This is a genomic window from Streptomyces sp. NPDC014656, assembly GCF_043084305.1.
Classification (GTDB): domain Bacteria; phylum Actinomycetota; class Actinomycetes; order Streptomycetales; family Streptomycetaceae; genus Streptomyces.
Genome location: NZ_JBIBZN010000012.1, coordinates 150500 through 168057, shown reverse-complemented (window position 1 = coordinate 168057; position 17558 = coordinate 150500). Strand labels below are relative to the sequence as shown.

Below are 17558 nucleotides of genomic sequence, written 5' to 3'. Positions count from 1 at the left end.
ACGGCACGCCGAAGGGCCGTCGCTCCCCCGAGGAGTGACGGCCCTTTCGTACGGCTCCGATCGCGGGGATCAGAGGATGCGGACGGCGCCCGACGGCGGGTCCCAGTCGAGCGAGCGCTCGACGACGCCGGTCGAGGAGTTCTGCGCGCCGACGTACTTGCCGCCGCCGACGTAGACGGCGACGTGGTACGAGCCGCTGCGGCTGCCCCAGTAGAGGATGTCGCCCGGCTGGAGGTTGCTCAGGGAGACCGAGGTGCCCATGCTCGACTGCTGGTACGAGATGCGCGGCAGGTCGATGCCCGCGGCGGCGTAGGCGGCCTGGACGAGGCCGGAGCAGTCCCACGAGTTGGGGCCGGTGCCGCCGGTGACGTACGCGTCGCCGACCTGGGCGCGGGCGAAGGCCACGATGGAGGCGGCGGTGCCGGAGGAGACCTGGGTCGACTCGGAGGAGGAGCCGGCCGAGGAGCCGCTGTCGTTCGACGAACCGGAGCCGGAGTCCGACTGGGAGGACGCCGACGTGGCGGTCAGCTGGGTGCGGGCGGCGTCGCGGGAGGCGCGGGCCTGGGCCTCAGCGCGGGCCTGGGCCTCGGCGCGCTCGCGCTCGGCCTTCGCCTCGGCCTCCTGGCGGGCCTTCTCGGCGCGCTCGGCCTCGGCCTTGCGGTCGGCCTCGGCCTTCGCCTTCTTGGCCTCCTTGGCGGCCTTCTCCAGGGCGGTGGCCTCCTGGGCCTCCAGGCTCTGGTCGAGGGCCTCCTGCTGGGACGCCTCGGCGGAGGCGGCCACGGCGCTGGAGAGGTCAGTGCCGAGCGAGCCCAGCGTGGGCATCTCGATGGTCTCGGTCACCGGCTCGGCACTCGCCGGGCCGGCGGCACCGGCCACCGCGATGGTGCTGAGGACGCCACCGGCAACTCCGGCGCGGAGCGCGAGCTTGGAGGCGCTGCGGCGGGGCTTCCGGTGGCTGGGTATGTGAGCGGTGTGGGACATGGGTACAACCGCTATCAGGGCTTCACGGTTCCCTTCAAGAAACGTGGGTTGCGCCACAGTTACGACCGGAACCTTCCAATCCGCTTTCCTGTCGCCCTTATTGACGCCGTAACGGGCAAAACGGACTCGGCTCATTGCGCCCTTGATCACGGGTTTTCGATGAGATGCCCTAATTGCCCTTCGCTTACCACCTCTTCACGCCGATGGCCAAGCCCCGTTCTTTTCGGGTCCCAGATGCGTGACGCAGGTCACACCTCCGTCTCGTGAACGCGTGCACACGGAGTCGGGGCGTCCACTTCCATCCCGCCGACCCCTCGGACGGGCGATGCGGATGCCTATATCACCCGGTCGCGTCCACTGCCAATTTGCTTGCATGGACCATCTCTTGATAGAGCGCCACCCGCTCCCACCAGCGATTTCCGGTCCGAATGTCACACCTGGTGATCACCTGGGCGCTTCACGCGACAAGATCACCGCTCATCCGACTTCATGATCCTTCGTCAGGTGGTAGAGATCACAAATCCGTTGGCGACCCCCGTGTCGCAGATCACAGAGGGGCGGGCTTAAGATACGCGGACGTCAGGCTTGTGAACTGCCTCACATGTGGGCGATCTTCCTGGAGGTCGCTCCGGAGGTTCCGCGAGCCGGCAGTGCGGTCCAACGGTCAAGGACGACTGGAAGGAGCGAGGAGCGTGAATGCGTACGCGCCCATCCTCGTGCTCGGTGCCCTGGGTGCGGGGTTTGCGATCTTCTCCGTGGTCATGGCCACGCTAATCGGGCCAAAGCGGTACAACAGGGCAAAACTTGAGGCGTACGAGTGCGGCATCGAGCCGACGCCCACTCCCGCCGGTGGCGGCCGCTTCCCCATCAAGTACTACCTGACGGCGATGCTCTTCATCGTCTTCGACATCGAGATCGTCTTCCTCTACCCCTGGGCGGTCACCTTCGACGCCCTGGGGCTTTTCGGGCTCGTGGAGATGCTGCTCTTCGTGCTCACCGTCTTCGTCGCCTACGCCTACGTGTGGCGTCGCGGCGGCCTGGAATGGGACTGAGGGGCTGAGGAGCACCCATGGGACTCGAAGAGAAGCTGCCCAGCGGTTTCCTGCTGACCACCGTCGAGCAGGCCGCGGGCTGGGTCCGGAAGGCATCCGTCTTCCCCGCGACCTTCGGCCTCGCCTGCTGCGCCATCGAGATGATGACGACCGGCGCCGGCCGCTACGACCTCGCCCGCTTCGGCATGGAGGTCTTCCGCGGCTCCCCGCGCCAGGCCGACCTGATGATCGTCGCGGGCCGGGTCAGCCAGAAGATGGCGCCCGTCCTGCGGCAGGTCTACGACCAGATGCCCAACCCCAAGTGGGTCATCTCCATGGGCGTCTGCGCCTCGTCGGGCGGGATGTTCAACAACTACGCGATCGTGCAGGGCGTCGACCACATCGTGCCGGTCGACATCTACCTGCCCGGCTGCCCGCCGCGCCCGGAGATGCTGGTGGACGCGATCCTCAAGCTCCACCAGAAGATCCAGGGCTCCAAGCTCGGCGTGAACGCCGAGGAGGCGGCCCGCGAGGCGGAGGAGGCGGCGCTCAAGGCGCTGCCGACCATCGAGATGAAGGGTCTGCTGCGGTGACCGACGCACGCGCGGCCACCGGGCCGCAGCCGACGACGAAAGCCGCGCCATCGCGCCGCGCGGGCGGAGAAGGGAACGGGACGACACCGTGAGCGACGAAACCCCGAACCCCGAGAAGGAGCTGAGCGAGCAGAACCTGCCCGGTCAGCGCGGCGAACACGGGGAGGAGGTCCGGCTCCAGCGCGGCATGTTCGGCGCGAACAACGGCGGCGACACCTCCGGCTACGGCGGCCTCGTCCGCTCGATCCGCCTCCCCGGCCCCGCCGCCCGCCCCTACGGCGGCTGGTTCGACGAGGTCGCCGACGAGCTCGAAGGCGCCCTGGAGGAACAGGGGCTCGTCCCCGGCAACGCCATCGAGAAGACGGTCGTCGACCGCGGCGAGCTCACCTTCCACATCGAGCGCGAGCACCTCGTCCGGGTCGCCCGCACCCTGCGCGACGACCCGGCGCTCCGCTTCGAGCTCTGCACCGGCGTCTCCGGCGTCCACTACCCGGGCGACAAGGGCCGCGAGCTGCACGCCGTCTACCACCTGCGCTCGCTCACCCACGGCCGGCTGATCCGCCTGGAGGTCTCGGCCCCGGACGCCGACCCGAGGATCCCCTCGCTGACCGCCGTCTACCCGACGAACGACTGGCACGAGCGCGAGACCTACGACTTCTTCGGAATCGTCTTCGAAGGCCACCAGGCCCTCACCCGGATCATGATGCCGGACGACTGGCAGGGCCACCCGCAGCGCAAGGACTATCCGCTCGGCGGCATCGCCGTCGAGTACAAGGGCGCCCAGATCCCGGCTCCGGACCAGCGGAGGTCGTACTCGTGAACAGCACAGCATCCAGCCCCCGCGACACGACCGAGGGCGCCGTCTACACGGTCACCGGCGGCGACTGGGACGAGGTCGTCCAGTCCGCGGCGAAGGCCGACGACGAGCGGATCGTCGTCAACATGGGCCCCCAGCACCCGTCCACCCACGGCGTGCTCCGGCTCATCCTGGAGATCGACGGCGAGACCGTCACCGAGGCCCGCTGCGGCATCGGCTACCTCCACACCGGCATCGAGAAGAACCTCGAGTACCGGACCTGGACGCAGGGCACCACCTTCGTCACGCGCATGGACTACCTCACCTCGTTCTACAACGAGACGGCGTACTGCCTCGGCGTGGAGAAGCTGCTCGGCATCACCGACGACGTCCCCGACCGGGCGAGCGTCATCCGGGTCCTCCTCATGGAGCTCAACCGGCTCTCCTCGCACCTGGTGTGCATCGCCACCGGCGGCATGGAGCTCGGCGCCACCACGATCATGATCTACGGCTTCCGGGACCGCGAGATGATCCTGGACCTGTACGAGCTGATCACCGGCCTGCGCATGAACCACGCCTACATCCGGCCCGGCGGCCTCGCCCAGGACCTCCCGCCCGGCGGCGTCGACGCCGTGCGCGAGTTCGTGAAGACCATGAAGAAGAACCTGCCGGAGTACGACAAGCTCGCCACCGGCAACCCCATCTTCAAGGCCCGCATGCAGGACGTCGGCCACCTCGACCTCACCGGCTGCATGGCCCTCGGCGCCACCGGACCGATCCTCCGGTCGGCGGGCCTCCCGCACGACCTGCGGAAGACCGACCCGTACTGCGGCTACGAGAACTACGACTTCGAGGTCCCCACCGCCGACACCTGCGACGCCTACGGCCGCTTCCTCATCCGCCTGGAGGAGATGCGCCAGTCGCTGCGGATCGTCGAGCAGTGCCTCGACCGGCTCGAACCCGGCCCGGTCATGGTCGGCGACAAGAAGATCGCCTGGCCCGCGCAGCTCGCCCTCGGCCCCGACGGCCTCGGCAACTCCCTCGACCACATCAAGAAGATCATGGGCACCTCCATGGAGGCCCTGATCCACCACTTCAAGCTGGTCACCGAGGGCTTCCGGGTCCCGGCCGGCCAGGCCTACGCGGCCGTCGAGTCCCCCAAGGGCGAACTCGGCGTGCACGTCGTCTCCGACGGCGGCACCCGCCCCTTCCGGGTCCACTTCCGCGACCCGTCCTTCACCAACCTCCAGGCCATGGCCGCGATGTGCGAGGGCGGCCAGGTCGCCGACGTCATCGTCGCCGTCGCCTCCATCGACCCCGTGATGGGAGGCGTCGACCGATGACGGAGAACGTCAGCCTCGGGATGCCCCAGCTTCCCGCCCCCGCCTACCCGGACGACGTCCGGGCCCGGCTGGAGGAGGACGCGAAGGCGATCATCGACCGCTACCCCGGCTCCCGCTCCGCGCTCCTGCCGATGCTGCACCTCGTGCAGTCGGAGGAGGGCCACGTGACCCGTACCGGCATGGCCTTCTGCGCCGACATGCTCGGCCTGACCACCGCCGAGGTCACCGCCGTCGCCACCTTCTACACGATGTACCGCCGCAAGCCGTCCGGCGACTACCAGGTCGGCGTCTGCACCAACACGCTCTGCGCGGTCATGGGCGGCGACGCCATCTTCGAGGAGCTCCAGGAGCACCTCGGCGTCGGCAACAACGGCACCACCGAGGACGGCCGGATCACCCTCGAACACATCGAGTGCAACGCGGCCTGCGACTTCGCCCCCGTGGTGATGGTCAACTGGGAGTTCTTCGACAACCAGACCCCCGAGTCGGCCAAGAAGATGGTCGACGACCTCCGCGCGGGCCGCACCGTCGAACCCACCCGCGGCGCCCCCCTCTGCACCTTCAAGGAGACCGCCCGGATCCTCGCCGGCTTCCCCGACGAGCGCCCCGGCGCCGTCGAGGCCACCGGCGGCGCCGGGCCCGCCTCCCTCGTCGGCCTCCGCCTGGCCAAGGGCGAGGCCCCGCACACCCGAATCGTCCACCCGCGCGGCGAGGCAGCCGGTCAGGAGGGAGCGTGATGACATTGGCCGCCGAGATCGACTCCAGCAGCCCCGAGAAGCTGCTCTCCCCGGTGCTCTCCGCGTTCTGGGACCAGCCGGACTCCTGGACCCTGGAGACGTACGAACGCCACGAGGGCTACCGGGGCCTGCGCAAGGCCCTCGCGATGAGCCCCGACGACCTCATCGCCTACGTGAAGGAATCCGGCCTCCGCGGACGCGGCGGCGCCGGCTTCCCCACCGGCATGAAGTGGCAGTTCATCCCGCAGGGCGACGGCAAGCCGCACTACCTCGTCGTCAACGCCGACGAGTCCGAGCCCGGCACCTGCAAGGACATCCCCCTCCTCTTCGCCAACCCGCACTCCCTCATCGAGGGCATCGTGATCGCCTGCTACGCGATCCGCTCCAGCCACGCCTTCATCTACCTGCGCGGCGAGGTCGTCCCCGTCCTGCGCCGCCTCCACGAGGCGGTCCGCGAGGCCTACCGGGCCGGCTACCTCGGCACGAACGTCCTCGGCAGCGGGCTCGACGTCGAACTCACCGTGCACGCCGGCGCCGGCGCGTACATCTGCGGCGAGGAGACCGCCCTCCTCGACTCCCTCGAAGGACGCCGCGGCCAGCCCCGGCTGCGGCCCCCCTTCCCCGCGGTCGCCGGTCTGTACGCCTGCCCCACCGTGGTGAACAACGTCGAGTCCATCGCCTCCGTTCCCGCGATCCTCAACCGCGGCAAGGAATGGTTCACCTCGATGGGCAGCGAGAAGTCCCCGGGCTTCACGCTCTACTCGCTCTCCGGGCACGTCGCCTCGCCCGGCCAGTACGAGGCCCCCCTCGGCATCACCCTGCGCCAGCTCCTCGACATGAGCGGCGGGATGCGCCCCGGGCACCGGCTCAAGTTCTGGACCCCCGGCGGCTCCTCCACCCCCATGTTCACCGACGAGCACCTGGACGTGCCGCTCGACTACGAGGGCGTCGGCGCCGCCGGCTCCATGCTCGGCACCAAGGCCCTCCAGTGCTTCGACGAGACCACCTGCGTGGTCCGCGCCGTCACCCGCTGGACCGAGTTCTACGCCCACGAGTCCTGCGGCAAGTGCACCCCCTGCCGCGAGGGCACCTACTGGCTCGTCCAGCTGCTCCGCGACATCGAGGCGGGCCGGGGCGAGATGGCCGACCTCGACAAGCTCAACGACATCGCCGACAACATCAACGGCAAGTCGTTCTGCGCCCTCGGCGACGGCGCCGCCTCGCCGATCTTCTCCTCGCTCAAGTACTTCCGCGAGGAGTACGAGCAGCACATCACGGGCAAGGGCTGCCCCTTCGACCCGGCCAAGTCGACCGCCTGGGCGGACAACCACAAGGAGGTGACGGCATGACGGTCACCACGGCCGGCCCGTCCGGCGGCGGAAGCCCGGCGGTACCACCGGAGGACCTGGTCACGCTGACCATCGACGGCGCCGAGATCTCCGTCCCCAAGGGGACCCTGGTCATCCGCGCCGCCGAACAGCTCGGCATCGAGATCCCCCGCTTCTGCGACCACCCCCTCCTCGACCCCGCCGGCGCCTGCCGCCAGTGCATCGTCGAGGTCGAGGGCCAGCGCAAGCCGATGGCCTCCTGCACCATCACCTGCACCGACGGCATGGTCGTCAAGTCGCAGCTGACCAGCCCGGTCGCCGAGAAGGCCCAGCACGGCGTGATGGAGCTGCTGCTCATCAACCACCCGCTGGACTGCCCGGTCTGCGACAAGGGCGGCGAGTGCCCGCTGCAGAACCAGGCCATGTCCCACGGGCAGGCCGAGTCCCGCTTCGAGGGCGTCAAGCGCACCTACGAGAAGCCGGTGCCGATCTCCACCCAGGTGCTGCTCGACCGCGAGCGGTGCGTGCTCTGCGCCCGCTGCACCCGCTTCTCCAACCAGGTCGCCGGCGACCCGATGATCGAGCTCGTCGAGCGCGGCGCCCTCCAGCAGGTCGGCACCGGCGAGGGCGACCCCTTCGAGTCGTACTTCTCCGGCAACACCATCCAGATCTGCCCGGTCGGCGCCCTCACCTCGGCCGCCTACCGCTTCCGCTCCCGCCCCTTCGACCTGGTGTCCTCGCCCTCCGTGTGCGAGCACTGCGCCGGCGGCTGTGCCACCCGCACCGACCACCGGCGCGGCAAGGTCATGCGCCGCCTCGCGCAGAACGACCCCGAGGTCAACGAGGAGTGGATCTGCGACAAGGGCCGGTTCGGCTTCCGGTACGCGCAGCAGCGCGACCGGCTGACGACCCCCCTCGTGCGCAACGCCGACGGCGTCCTCGAACCGGCCTCCTGGCCCGAGGCCCTGGAAGCCGCCGCCCGCGGCCTCGTCCGCGGCCGCACCGGCGTCCTCGCCGGCGGCCGGCTCACCGTCGAGGACGCCTACGCCTACGCCAAGTTCGCCCGCGTCGCCCTCGACACCAACGACGTCGACTTCCGCGCCCGGGTCCACTCCGGCGAGGAGGCCGACTTCCTCGCCTCCGCCGTCGCCGGACGCGGCCGCGACCTGGACGGAACCGGGGTCACGTACACGACCCTCGAAGCCGCGCCGATGGTGCTCCTCGTCGGCCTGGAGTCCGAGGAGGAGGCCCCCGGCGTCTTCCTGCGGCTCCGCAAGGCCTGGCGCAAGCACGGACAGAAGACGTACGCGGTCGCCACCCACGCCACCCGGGGCCTGGAGAAGGCCGGCGGCACCCTGCTGCCCGCCGCCCCCGGCACCGAGACCGAGTGGCTCGACGCCCTCACCTCCCGCGTCGGCCTCGACCCCACCGGCTGGGCCGCCGCCGAGGAACTCCGCCGGGAGGGCGCCGTCATCGCCGTCGGCGAGCGGCTCGCCGCCGTGCCCGGCGCGCTCACCGCCGCCCTGCGGGCCTCCGCCGCCACCGGCGCGAAGCTCGTCTGGATCCCCCGCCGGGCCGGCGAGCGCGGCGCGATCGAGGCCGGCGCGCTGCCGAGCCTGCTGCCCGGCGGCCGTCCCGCGACCGACCCCCGCGCCCGGGAGGAGGTCGCCGCCGCCTGGGGCGTCCGCGAACTCCCGCACGGCTACGGCCGCGACACCGGCCAGATCGTCGAGGCCGCCGCCTCCGGCGAACTCGCCGGACTCCTCGTCGGCGGCGTCGGCGTCGACGACCTCCCGGACCCGGCGCGCGCCCGCGAAGCGCTCGACGCCGCCTTCGTCGTCTCCCTCGAACTGCGCCCCGGCGCGGTCACCGAGCGCGCCGACGTCGTCCTGCCGGTCGCCGCCGTCGCCGAGAAGCCCGGCACCTTCCTCAACTGGGAAGGCCGCGCCCGGATGTTCGAGGCCGCGCTCAAGCCCGAGCAGATGACCCGCCCGCTCGCCCCCACGGACGCGCGCGTGCTCCACATGCTCGCCGACGCCATGGACGCCCACCTCGCCCTGCCCGACCTCAAGTCGGCCCGGCGCGAGCTGGACCGGCTCGGCCGCTGGACCGAGGAGCGGGCCTCCGAGCCCACCGCCCACGCGGTCCCGGCGCCCCGGCCCGCCGACGGCGAGGCCGTCCTCGCCGGCCACCGGCTGCTGCTCGACCTCGGCCGCCTCCAGGAGGGCGACACCGCCCTGGCCGGCACCCGGCACGCGGCGGTCGCCCGGCTCTCCGCCGGCACCGCCGCCGACACCGGCGTCAAGGACGGCGACCTCCTCGAAGTCTCCGGCCCCGCCGGCACGGTCGCCTTCCCCCTCCAGGTCACCGAGATGCCCGACCGGGTCGTCTGGCTCCCCCTGAACTCGGCCGGCCGGGGCGTCCTCGCCGACACCGGCGCCCGCCCGGGCGACGTGGTCCGCATCGGCCCGGCCACCCCGAAGGAGGTGCAGGCGTGAACACGCTCCTCGCAGCCGAGGACCTCTCCCTGTTCGGGACGGACCCCTGGTGGCTCGTCGCGGTCAAGGCCGTCTTCTGCTTCGCGTTCCTGATGGTCACCGTGCTCTTCTCCATCGTGTGGGAGCGCAAGGTCGTCGCCTGGATGCAGCTGCGCATCGGCCCCAACCGGCACGGCCCCTGGGGCCTCCTCCAGTCCCTCGCGGACGGCATCAAGCTGATGCTCAAGGAGGACGTGATCGTCAAGCGGGCCGACAAGGTCGTCTACGTCCTGGCCCCGATCGTCGCCGCCGTCCCCGCCTTCATGGCGATCGCCGTGATCCCCTTCGGCCCGGCCGGCAACGAGGTGTCGATCTTCGGCCAGCGCACCACGATGCAGCTCACCGACCTGCCGATCGCGATGCTCTACATCCTCGCGGTCGCCTCCGTCGGCATCTACGGCATCGTGCTCGCCGGCTGGTCCTCCGGCTCCACGTACCCGCTCCTCGGCGGACTGCGCTCCTGCGCCCAGATGATCTCGTACGAGATCGCCATGGGCGCGGCCTTCGCCTCCGTCTTCCTCTACTCCGGCTCGATGTCGACCTCGGCGATCGTCGAGGCCCAGCAGGACCGCTGGTTCATCGTCCTGCTGCCGGTCTCCTTCCTCATCTACATCGTGACGATGGTGGGCGAGACCAACCGCGCCCCCTTCGACATGCCGGAGTCCGAGGGCGACCTCGTCGGCGGCTTCAACACCGAGTACTCCTCCATCAAGTTCGCGATGTTCATGCTCGCCGAGTACGTGAACATGGTGACGGTCTCCGCCGTGTCGGTGACCCTCTTCCTGGGCGGCTGGCGGGCCCCGTACCCGATCAGCACCTTCTGGGAGGGCGCCAACCACGGCTGGTGGCCGATGCTGTGGTTCGTCCTCAAGGTGCAGCTGCTGCTCTTCTTCTTCATCTGGTTGCGCGGCACCCTGCCCCGGGTCCGCTACGACCAGCTGATGAAGCTCGGCTGGAAGGTGCTCATCCCGGTCTCCGTGGTCTGGCTGATGCTGGTCGCCACCGTCCGGGCACTGCGCAACGAGAACATCGCCTTCACCAACATCGTGCTGTACGTGGCCGGTGCCGTCCTGGTGGTGCTGCTGCTCTCCTTCCTCGCCGACTTCTACCGCGACCGGAAGAAGGAGGAGCCGGCGGCCGCGGCCGAGCGGGCCTTCGACCCGATGGCCGGCGGCTTCCCCGTACCGCCCAAGCCCGGACAGTCCCTGCCGCCCGTGCCCCGGCGCAGGCCCCGACACCAGCGGGACCTCGTTGTCAGTGGTGGCCCCGATACTGCTACTGAGAGTGATGAGAGGGGGACGGATCGTGTCTGACTTCCAGAATCCGGTGGCCGGCTTCGGCGTGACCTTCAAGGCCATGTTCAAGAAGCGGCTGACCGAGCAGTACCCGGAGCAGAAGAAGACGACGGCACCCCGCTTCCACGGCCGGCACCAGCTCAACCGCCACCCGGACGGCCTGGAGAAGTGCGTCGGCTGCGAGCTGTGCGCCTGGGCCTGTCCCGCCGACGCCATCTACGTGGAGGGCGCGGACAACACGGACGAGGAGCGCTACTCGCCCGGCGAGCGGTACGGCCGCGTCTACCAGATCAACTACGCCCGCTGCATCCTGTGCGGGCTGTGCATCGAGGCGTGCCCCACCCGCGCGCTGACGATGACGAACGAGTTCGAGCTGGCCGACTCCTCCCGCGAGAACCTGATCTACACCAAGGAGCAGCTGCTCGCGGGCCTCGACGAGCGGATGGTCGACACCCCGCACGCGATCTTCCCCGGCATGACCGAGCAGGACTACTACCGGGGCCTGGTCACCGAGGCGGCGCCCGGGACCGAGCGCCAGGCCGCCGTCTCCAAGGGAGAGGGCCCGCAGGAGGGCGAGTCGACCTTCGGCGAGGACGAGCCGGCGTCGGGGAAGGTGATCGGCCGATGAGCGCGCTCGCCGCCTACGCCACCTCCACCGGCGAGGCGTTCCAGTTCTGGGTGCTCGGCACCGTCGCCGTCGTCGGCGCGCTGTGCACCATCCTGATGAAGAAGGCCGTCCACTCGGCCCTCTGCCTGGCCGGCACGATGATCGTCCTCGCGGTCTTCTACCTGGCCAACGGCGCGTACTTCCTCGGCATCGTCCAGATCGTCGTCTACACCGGCGCGATCATGATGCTCTTCCTCTTCGTCGTCATGCTGGTCGGCGTCACGGCCGCGGACTCGCTGAAGGAGACCATCAAGGGCCAGCGCTGGTGGGCCGCCGCCTGCGGCCTCGGCTTCGGCGTCCTGCTCTTCGCCGGCATCGGGAACGCGGCGCTGACCGAGTTCGCCGGCCTCGGCGCGGCCAACGCGGCCCACGGGGGGAACGTGGAGGGCCTGGCGGCCCTCATCTTCACCAAGTACGTCTTCGCCTTCGAGATCACCGGCGCCCTGCTGATCACCGCGTCCGTCGGCGCGATGCTCCTCACCCACCGGGAGCGCACCGAGCGGGCCCGCACCCAGCGCGAGCTGGCCGAGCAGCGCGTGCGCGAGGGCAAGCACCTGCCGCCGCTGCCCGCCCCCGGCGTCTACGCCCGGCACAACGCCGTGGACGTGCCGGGCCTGCTGCCCGACGGCACCCCGTCCGAGCTCACCGTCATCTCGACCCTGCGCAAGCGGGGCCAGGTGCGGGACGTGTCGGGTGAGGCGCTCGCCGATCTCAAGGCCCTGGAGCAGCGCTCCTCGGAGCGGCTCGGACGCGACCGGGACGAAGAGGAGGCCAACCGGTGAACCCCGTCAACTATCTCTACCTCGCCGCCCTGTTGTTCACCATCGGTGCGGTCGGGGTGCTGATCCGGCGGAACGCGATCGTGGTCTTCATGTGCGTGGAGCTGATGCTGAACGCCTGCAACCTCGCGTTCGTCACCTTCTCCCGCATGCACGGCAACCTCGACGGCCAGATCATCGCCTTCTTCACGATGGTCGTGGCCGCCGCGGAGGTCGTCGTCGGGCTCGCGATCATCGTGTCCGTCTTCCGATCCCGCCACTCGGCCTCGGTCGACGACGCCAGCCTGATGAAGCTGTGAGGGGCTGAACCGTGGACAACCTGATTGCGCTGCTCATCGCGGCGCCCCTGCTCGGAGCGGCCGTCCTGCTGTGCGGCGGCCGCCGGCTCGACAAGACCGGGCACTGGCTCGGCACGCTCCTCGCGGCCGTCTCCTTCGTCATCGGTCTCGCGCTCTTCGCCGACATGCTCGGCAAGGGCGCCGAGGACCGGGCGATGCACCAGCACCTGTTCACCTGGATCCCCGTCGAGGGCTTCCAGGCGGACATCGCCTTCCAGCTCGACCAGCTGTCGATGACCTTCGTCCTGCTGATCACCGGCGTGGGCACGCTCATCCACGTGTACTCGATCGGGTACATGGAGCACGACGAGCGGCGCCGCCGCTTCTTCGGCTACCTGAACCTGTTCGTCGCCGCGATGCTGCTGCTGGTCCTCGCCGACAACTACCTGCTGCTGTACTTCGGCTGGGAGGGCGTCGGCCTCGCCTCGTACCTCCTGATCGGCTTCTGGCAGCACAAGCCCAGCGCGGCCACCGCCGCGAAGAAGGCCTTCCTGGTCAACCGGGTCGGCGACATGGGCCTGTCGATCGCGATCATGCTGATGTTCACCACCTTCGGCACCTTCGCCTTCGGCCCGGTCCTGGCGTCGGCGGGGGAGACCTCGGAGGGCAAGCTGACGGCGATCGGCCTGATGCTGCTCCTCGCGGCCTGCGGCAAGTCGGCCCAGGTGCCGCTGCAGTCCTGGCTGGGTGACGCGATGGAGGGCCCGACCCCGGTCTCGGCCCTCATCCACGCGGCGACCATGGTCACCGCCGGCGTCTACCTGATCGTCCGTTCCGCCGACATCTTCAACGCGGCGCCGGACGCGCAGCTCGTCGTCACCATCGTCGGCGCGGTCACGCTGCTCTTCGGTGCGATCGTCGGTTGCGCGAAGGACGACATCAAGAAGGCCCTCGCCGGATCCACGATGTCGCAGATCGGCTACATGATCCTGGCGGCCGGCCTCGGCCCGATCGGCTACGTCTTCGCGATCATGCACCTGGTGACGCACGGCTTCTTCAAGGCCGGACTGTTCCTCGGCGCCGGTTCGGTCATGCACGGCATGAACGACGAGGTCGACATGAGGAAGTACGGCGGCCTCAGGAAGTACATGCCGCTCACCTTCATCACCTTCGGCCTCGGCTACCTCGCCATCATCGGCTTCCCGGGCCTCTCCGGCTTCTTCTCCAAGGACAAGATCATCGAGGCGGCCTTCGCCAAGGGCGGCACCGAGGGCTGGATCCTCGGCGCGGTCACCCTGCTGGGCGCCGCCATCACCGCGTACTACATGACGCGCGTGATGCTGATGACCTTCTTCGGCGAGAAGCGCTGGCAGCCGGACGCGGACGGCAACCCGCCGCACCCGCACGAGTCCCCGAAGTCCATGGTCGTCCCGATGGTCCTGCTGGCCGTCGGCTCGGTCGCCGGAGGCGCCGTCTTCGAGTTCGCCGGCTTCGTCGAGTGGCTGGAGCCCGTCACCGGCTTCGAGCACGGCCACGCGCCGATCGGCGCCGCCGCCGTCACCGCCGCCACCGTCGCCGTCATGGTGATCGGCGTCGGCCTCGCGTACCTCCAGTACGGGCGCCGCCCGGTGCCGGTGGTCGCGCCGCGCGGCTCGCTGCTCACCCGGGCGGCCCGCCGCGACCTGCTCCAGGACGACTTCAACCACGCCGTCTTCGTCACCGGCGGCACCCACCTGACCCGCTCGCTGGTCTACGTCGACCACAGCCTCGTGGACGGCGTGGTCAACGGCACGGCGGCGGGCGTCGGCGGGCTCTCCGGCCGGCTGCGCAAGCTGCAGAACGGCCGCGTCCGCTCGTACGCGGTCTCCATGTTCGGCGGTACGGCGGTCCTCATCGCCGCGACCCTGCTGATGAGGGCGGTGTAACCCGATGTCCTTCCCGCTCCTTACGGCGACGGCAGCGGTGCCGGCGGTCGGTGCGATCCTCACCGCCGCCGTGCCCGCCGCCCGCCGCACCACCGCCAAGTGGCTGGCGCTGCTCGTCTCGCTGGCCACGCTGGTGCTCGCCGGGATCGTCTTCGCCCGCTTCGAGCCGGGCGGCGACCGCTACCAGCTGGTCGAGTCCCACTCCTGGATCCGGGACTTCGGCGTCCGGTACGAGCTGGGCGTCGACGGCATCGGGGTGGCGCTGATCGCGCTGACCGCGCTGCTGATCCCGTTCATCGTCCTGGCCGGCTGGCACGACGCCGACCCCCTGGAGACGCAGTCGAAGCGCTGGCGTCCGACCCAGGGCTTCTTCGCCCTGATCCTCATGGTCGAGGCGATGGTGATCCTCTCCTTCGAGGCCACCGACGTCTTCCTCTTCTACATCCTCTTCGAAGCCATGCTCATCCCGATGTACTTCCTCATCGGCGGCTTCGGCGACCGCGCGCACAGCGGCACCGACGAGAACGCGGCGGCCCAGCGGTCGTACGCGGCGGTGAAGTTCCTGCTCTACAACCTGGTCGGCGGCCTGATCATGCTGGCCGCGGTCATCGGGCTCTACACGGTCGCGGGGAACTTCTCGCTCACCGAGATCGCCGAGGCGCGGGCCAACGGCTCGCTGGAGATGGCGACCAGCACCGAGCGGTGGCTCTTCCTCGGCTTCTTCTTCGCCTTCGCGGTGAAGGCGCCGCTGTGGCCGCTGCACACCTGGCTGCCGAACGCGATGGGGGAGGCGACCGCCCCGGTCGCCGTCCTCATCACCGCGGTGGTCGACAAGGTCGGCACCTTCGCGATGCTCCGCTTCTGCCTCGGGCTCTTCCCCGAGGCGTCGAAGTGGGCCACCCCCGCGATCGTCGTCCTCGCGCTCGTCAGCATCGTGTACGGCGCGCTGGTCGCGGTCGGCCAGCGGGACATCAAGCGGCTGGTCGCCTACGCGTCGATCTCCCACTTCGGCTTCATCATCCTGGGCATCTTCGCGATGACCAGCCAGGGCCAGTCGGGCGCCACGCTCTACATGGTCAACCACGGCATCTCCACCGCCGCCCTGATGCTGGTCGCCGGCTTCCTGATCTCCCGGCGCGGCTCTCGGCTCATGGCCGACTACGGCGGTGTGCAGAAGGTCGCGCCGGTCCTCGCCGGCACCTTCCTCATCGGCGGTCTCGCGACGCTGTCGCTGCCCGGACTCGCCCCGTTCGTCAGCGAGTTCCTGGTCCTGGTCGGCACCTTCGCCCGCTACCCGGTGGCCGGGATCGTCGCCACCACCGGCATCGTCCTCGCCGCGCTGTACGTCCTCGTCCTCTACCAGCGGACGATGACGGGCCCGGTGAAGGAGGAGGTGCGGTCGATGCCCGACCTGCGGCCGCGCGAGCTGGCCGTGGTCGCCCCGCTGATCGCCGTCCTGCTCTTCCTCGGCGTCTTCCCGAAGCCGCTGACCGACGTGGTCAACCCCGCCGTCCGGCACACGATGTCGGACGTCCAGCGGACCGACCCCCAGCCCGAAGTCCCCGTCCAGAACGTGGAGGCGGCCAAGTGAACGCCCTCGCTGTCCACAGCCTGTGGACGACGGCCGCCGAGCCGCTGAACAAGATCCCGGCACCCAAGATCGAGTACACCCAGCTCGCGCCGGTGCTCATCGTGGTCGGCGCGGCCGTCCTCGGCGTCCTCGTCGAGGCATTCGTGCCCCGCAAGGGCCGCTACCTCAGCCAGGTCTTCCTGACGGTCCTGGCCCTCGCGGCCTCGTTCGCCGCCGTCGTCGGCCTCGCGGCCGGCGGCTACGGCACCACCAAGGCCCGCATCGCGGCCATGGGCGCCATCGCCGTCGACGGCCCCGCGCTGTTCCTCCAGGGCACGATCCTGCTCGCCTCGATCGTCGCCGTCTTCACCTTCGCCGAGCGCAGGCTCGACCCGGCCGACCACGGCCACAAGGTCGACTCCTTCGCCGCCGAGGCCGCCGCCGTCCCCGGCGGCGACCACGAGAAGGCCGCCGTCAAGGCGGGCTTCACCACCACCGAGGTCTTCCCGCTCGCGCTCTTCGCGATCGCCGGCATGCTGGTCTTCCCGGCCGCCAACGACCTCCTGACCCTCTTCATCGCCCTGGAGGTCTTCTCCCTCCCGCTGTACCTGCTCTGCGCCCTCGCCCGCCGCAAGCGGCTGATGTCGCAGGAGGCGGCCGTCAAGTACTTCCTGCTCGGCGCCTTCTCCTCGGCCTTCCTGCTCTTCGGGATCGCCCTGCTCTACGGCTACGCGGGCTCCGTCTCGTACGCGGCGATCGCGGACGTGGTCGACGGCACGGTCGCCTCGGTGAACCCGGCGCTCGCCGGCACGATGGGCAACGACGTCCTCCTCCTGATCGGCTTCGCCCTCCTGCTGACGGGCCTGCTCTTCAAGGTCGGCGCCGTCCCCTTCCACATGTGGACCCCGGACGTCTACCAGGGCGCCCCGACCCCGGTGACCGGCTTCATGGCCGCCGCCACCAAGGTCGCAGCCTTCGGCGCGCTGCTCCGCCTGCTGTACGTCGTCCTCCCCGGGCTCACCTGGGACTGGCGGCCGGTCATGTGGGGCGTCGCGATCGTCACGATGCTGGGCGGCGCGGTCGTCGCGATCACCCAGACCGACATCAAGCGCCTGCTGGCCTACTCGTCGATCGCGCACGCGGGCTTCCTGCTCGCGGGCGTCATCGCCGCCACCCCCAGCGGCATCTCGTCCGTCCTCTTCTACCTGGGCGCCTACTCCTTCGTGACGATCGGCGCCTTCGCCGTCGTCACCCTGGTGCGGGACGCGGGCGGAGAGGCCACCCACCTCTCCAAGTGGGCGGGCCTGGGCCGGCGTTCGCCCCTCGTGGCGGCCGTCTTCGCGGTCTTCCTCCTCGCCTTCGCCGGCATCCCGCTGACCTCCGGCTTCTCCGGCAAGTTCGCGGTCTTCAAGGCGGCGGCGGAGGGCGGCGCGGGCGCGCTGGTCGTGGTCGGCGTCCTCGCCTCGGCGGTGGCGGCCTTCTTCTACATCCGGGTGATCGTGCTGATGTTCTTCAGCGAGCCGAAGGCGGACGGCCCCACGGTCGCCGTGCCGTCGGTCCTGACCACCCTCACCATCACGGCGGGCGTGGTCGTCACCCTGGTCCTCGGCCTCGCGCCGCAGTACTTCCTGGACCTGGCGAGCCAGGCGAGCGTCTTCGTCCGCTGACCCGTCGAGGAGAAGGGCCCGGCTCGGGGGC

Annotated in this window: 15 protein-coding genes; 14 read left to right on the top strand and 1 reads right to left on the bottom strand. The window is 70.3% G+C overall.

Features of this window, described 5'->3' with window-relative positions; all coding sequences use genetic code 11:
- Positions 1-69: 69 nt before the first annotated feature.
- On the bottom strand, positions 70-981 hold the full coding sequence (locus ACF1ED_RS25950) for a C40 family peptidase (RefSeq protein ID WP_391764310.1): 912 nt from the start codon (positions 979-981) through the stop codon (positions 70-72).
- 692 nt (positions 982-1673) lie between these two features.
- On the opposite strand from ACF1ED_RS25950, the gene ACF1ED_RS25945 reads away from it, so the two are divergent.
- The 14 genes from ACF1ED_RS25945 (at position 1674) to nuoN (ending at position 17527) form a co-directional block, all read left to right on the top strand.
- On the top strand, positions 1674-2033 hold the full coding sequence (locus tag ACF1ED_RS25945; RefSeq protein WP_030494815.1) for an NADH-quinone oxidoreductase subunit A: 360 nt from the start codon (positions 1674-1676) through the stop codon (positions 2031-2033).
- A 17-nt stretch (positions 2034-2050) separates the two neighbouring features.
- Entirely contained in the window at positions 2051-2605 is a 555-nt protein-coding gene (locus ACF1ED_RS25940) for an NADH-quinone oxidoreductase subunit B family protein (RefSeq protein ID WP_351844686.1), read from the top strand.
- An 88-nt stretch (positions 2606-2693) separates the two neighbouring features.
- A complete protein-coding gene (locus ACF1ED_RS25935) occupies positions 2694-3425 on the top strand; it encodes an NADH-quinone oxidoreductase subunit C (RefSeq protein ID WP_391764307.1) in 732 nt (243 codons plus the stop codon).
- Complete coding sequence (locus ACF1ED_RS25930) at positions 3422-4744, top strand: NADH-quinone oxidoreductase subunit D (protein WP_391764305.1); 1323 nt, start codon at positions 3422-3424, stop codon at positions 4742-4744. Before ACF1ED_RS25935 ends, ACF1ED_RS25930 begins: the two co-directional genes overlap by 4 nt.
- Positions 4741-5481 carry an NADH-quinone oxidoreductase subunit NuoE gene (nuoE, locus tag ACF1ED_RS25925; RefSeq protein ID WP_391764303.1) on the top strand — a complete coding sequence of 247 codons (741 nt, stop codon included), beginning with the start codon at positions 4741-4743 and terminating at the stop codon, positions 5479-5481. The genes ACF1ED_RS25930 and nuoE overlap by 4 nt, the downstream gene beginning before the upstream one ends.
- The gene (gene nuoF / locus ACF1ED_RS25920) at positions 5481-6830 is read left to right on the top strand and encodes an NADH-quinone oxidoreductase subunit NuoF (protein ID WP_391764301.1); all 1350 of its coding nucleotides are present in this window, start codon (positions 5481-5483) and stop codon (positions 6828-6830) included. Before nuoE ends, nuoF begins: the two co-directional genes overlap by 1 nt.
- Entirely contained in the window at positions 6827-9307 is a 2481-nt protein-coding gene (locus ACF1ED_RS25915) for an NADH-quinone oxidoreductase subunit G (protein ID WP_391764299.1), read from the top strand. Before nuoF ends, ACF1ED_RS25915 begins: the two co-directional genes overlap by 4 nt.
- Positions 9304-10659: an NADH-quinone oxidoreductase subunit NuoH gene (gene nuoH, locus ACF1ED_RS25910; RefSeq protein ID WP_391764297.1), complete on the top strand. Its 1356-nt coding sequence runs from the start codon at positions 9304-9306 to the stop codon at positions 10657-10659. The genes ACF1ED_RS25915 and nuoH overlap by 4 nt, the downstream gene beginning before the upstream one ends.
- Positions 10652-11269, top strand: a complete 618-nt coding sequence (gene nuoI / locus ACF1ED_RS25905; RefSeq protein WP_391764295.1) for an NADH-quinone oxidoreductase subunit NuoI — start codon at positions 10652-10654, stop codon at positions 11267-11269. The genes nuoH and nuoI overlap by 8 nt, the downstream gene beginning before the upstream one ends.
- The gene (locus ACF1ED_RS25900) at positions 11266-12090 is read left to right on the top strand and encodes an NADH-quinone oxidoreductase subunit J (RefSeq protein WP_391764293.1); all 825 of its coding nucleotides are present in this window, start codon (positions 11266-11268) and stop codon (positions 12088-12090) included. The genes nuoI and ACF1ED_RS25900 overlap by 4 nt, the downstream gene beginning before the upstream one ends.
- Complete coding sequence (nuoK, locus tag ACF1ED_RS25895; protein ID WP_043227770.1) at positions 12087-12386, top strand: NADH-quinone oxidoreductase subunit NuoK; 300 nt, start codon at positions 12087-12089, stop codon at positions 12384-12386. Before ACF1ED_RS25900 ends, nuoK begins: the two co-directional genes overlap by 4 nt.
- 11 nt (positions 12387-12397) lie before the next feature.
- Positions 12398-14290 (top strand): NADH-quinone oxidoreductase subunit L, encoded by a 1893-nt coding sequence (nuoL, locus tag ACF1ED_RS25890; RefSeq protein ID WP_391764291.1) that lies wholly within the window; start codon positions 12398-12400, stop codon positions 14288-14290.
- A gap of 4 nt (positions 14291-14294) precedes the next feature.
- Positions 14295-15881, top strand: coding sequence for an NADH-quinone oxidoreductase subunit M (locus ACF1ED_RS25885; RefSeq protein ID WP_391764289.1), 1587 nt, complete (start codon positions 14295-14297; stop codon positions 15879-15881).
- Positions 15878-17527 (top strand): NADH-quinone oxidoreductase subunit NuoN, encoded by a 1650-nt coding sequence (nuoN, locus tag ACF1ED_RS25880; protein WP_391764287.1) that lies wholly within the window; start codon positions 15878-15880, stop codon positions 17525-17527. Before ACF1ED_RS25885 ends, nuoN begins: the two co-directional genes overlap by 4 nt.
- Positions 17528-17558: the final 31 nt, after the last annotated feature.

What these genes read in the sequence shown, in the direction of transcription:
- ACF1ED_RS25950 (WP_391764310.1), bottom strand. Translation starts at nt 981, where the DNA reads ATGTCCCACACCGCTCACATACCCAGCCACCGGAAGCCCCGCCGCAGC.
- ACF1ED_RS25940 (WP_351844686.1), top strand. Translation starts at nt 2,051, where the DNA reads ATGGGACTCGAAGAGAAGCTGCCCAGCGGTTTCCTGCTGACCACCGTC.
- nuoE (WP_391764303.1), top strand. Translation starts at nt 4,741, where the DNA reads ATGACGGAGAACGTCAGCCTCGGGATGCCCCAGCTTCCCGCCCCCGCC.
- nuoF (WP_391764301.1), top strand. Translation starts at nt 5,481, where the DNA reads ATGACATTGGCCGCCGAGATCGACTCCAGCAGCCCCGAGAAGCTGCTC.
- ACF1ED_RS25915 (WP_391764299.1), top strand. Translation starts at nt 6,827, where the DNA reads ATGACGGTCACCACGGCCGGCCCGTCCGGCGGCGGAAGCCCGGCGGTA.
- ACF1ED_RS25900 (WP_391764293.1), top strand. Translation starts at nt 11,266, where the DNA reads ATGAGCGCGCTCGCCGCCTACGCCACCTCCACCGGCGAGGCGTTCCAG.
- ACF1ED_RS25885 (WP_391764289.1), top strand. Translation starts at nt 14,295, where the DNA reads ATGTCCTTCCCGCTCCTTACGGCGACGGCAGCGGTGCCGGCGGTCGGT.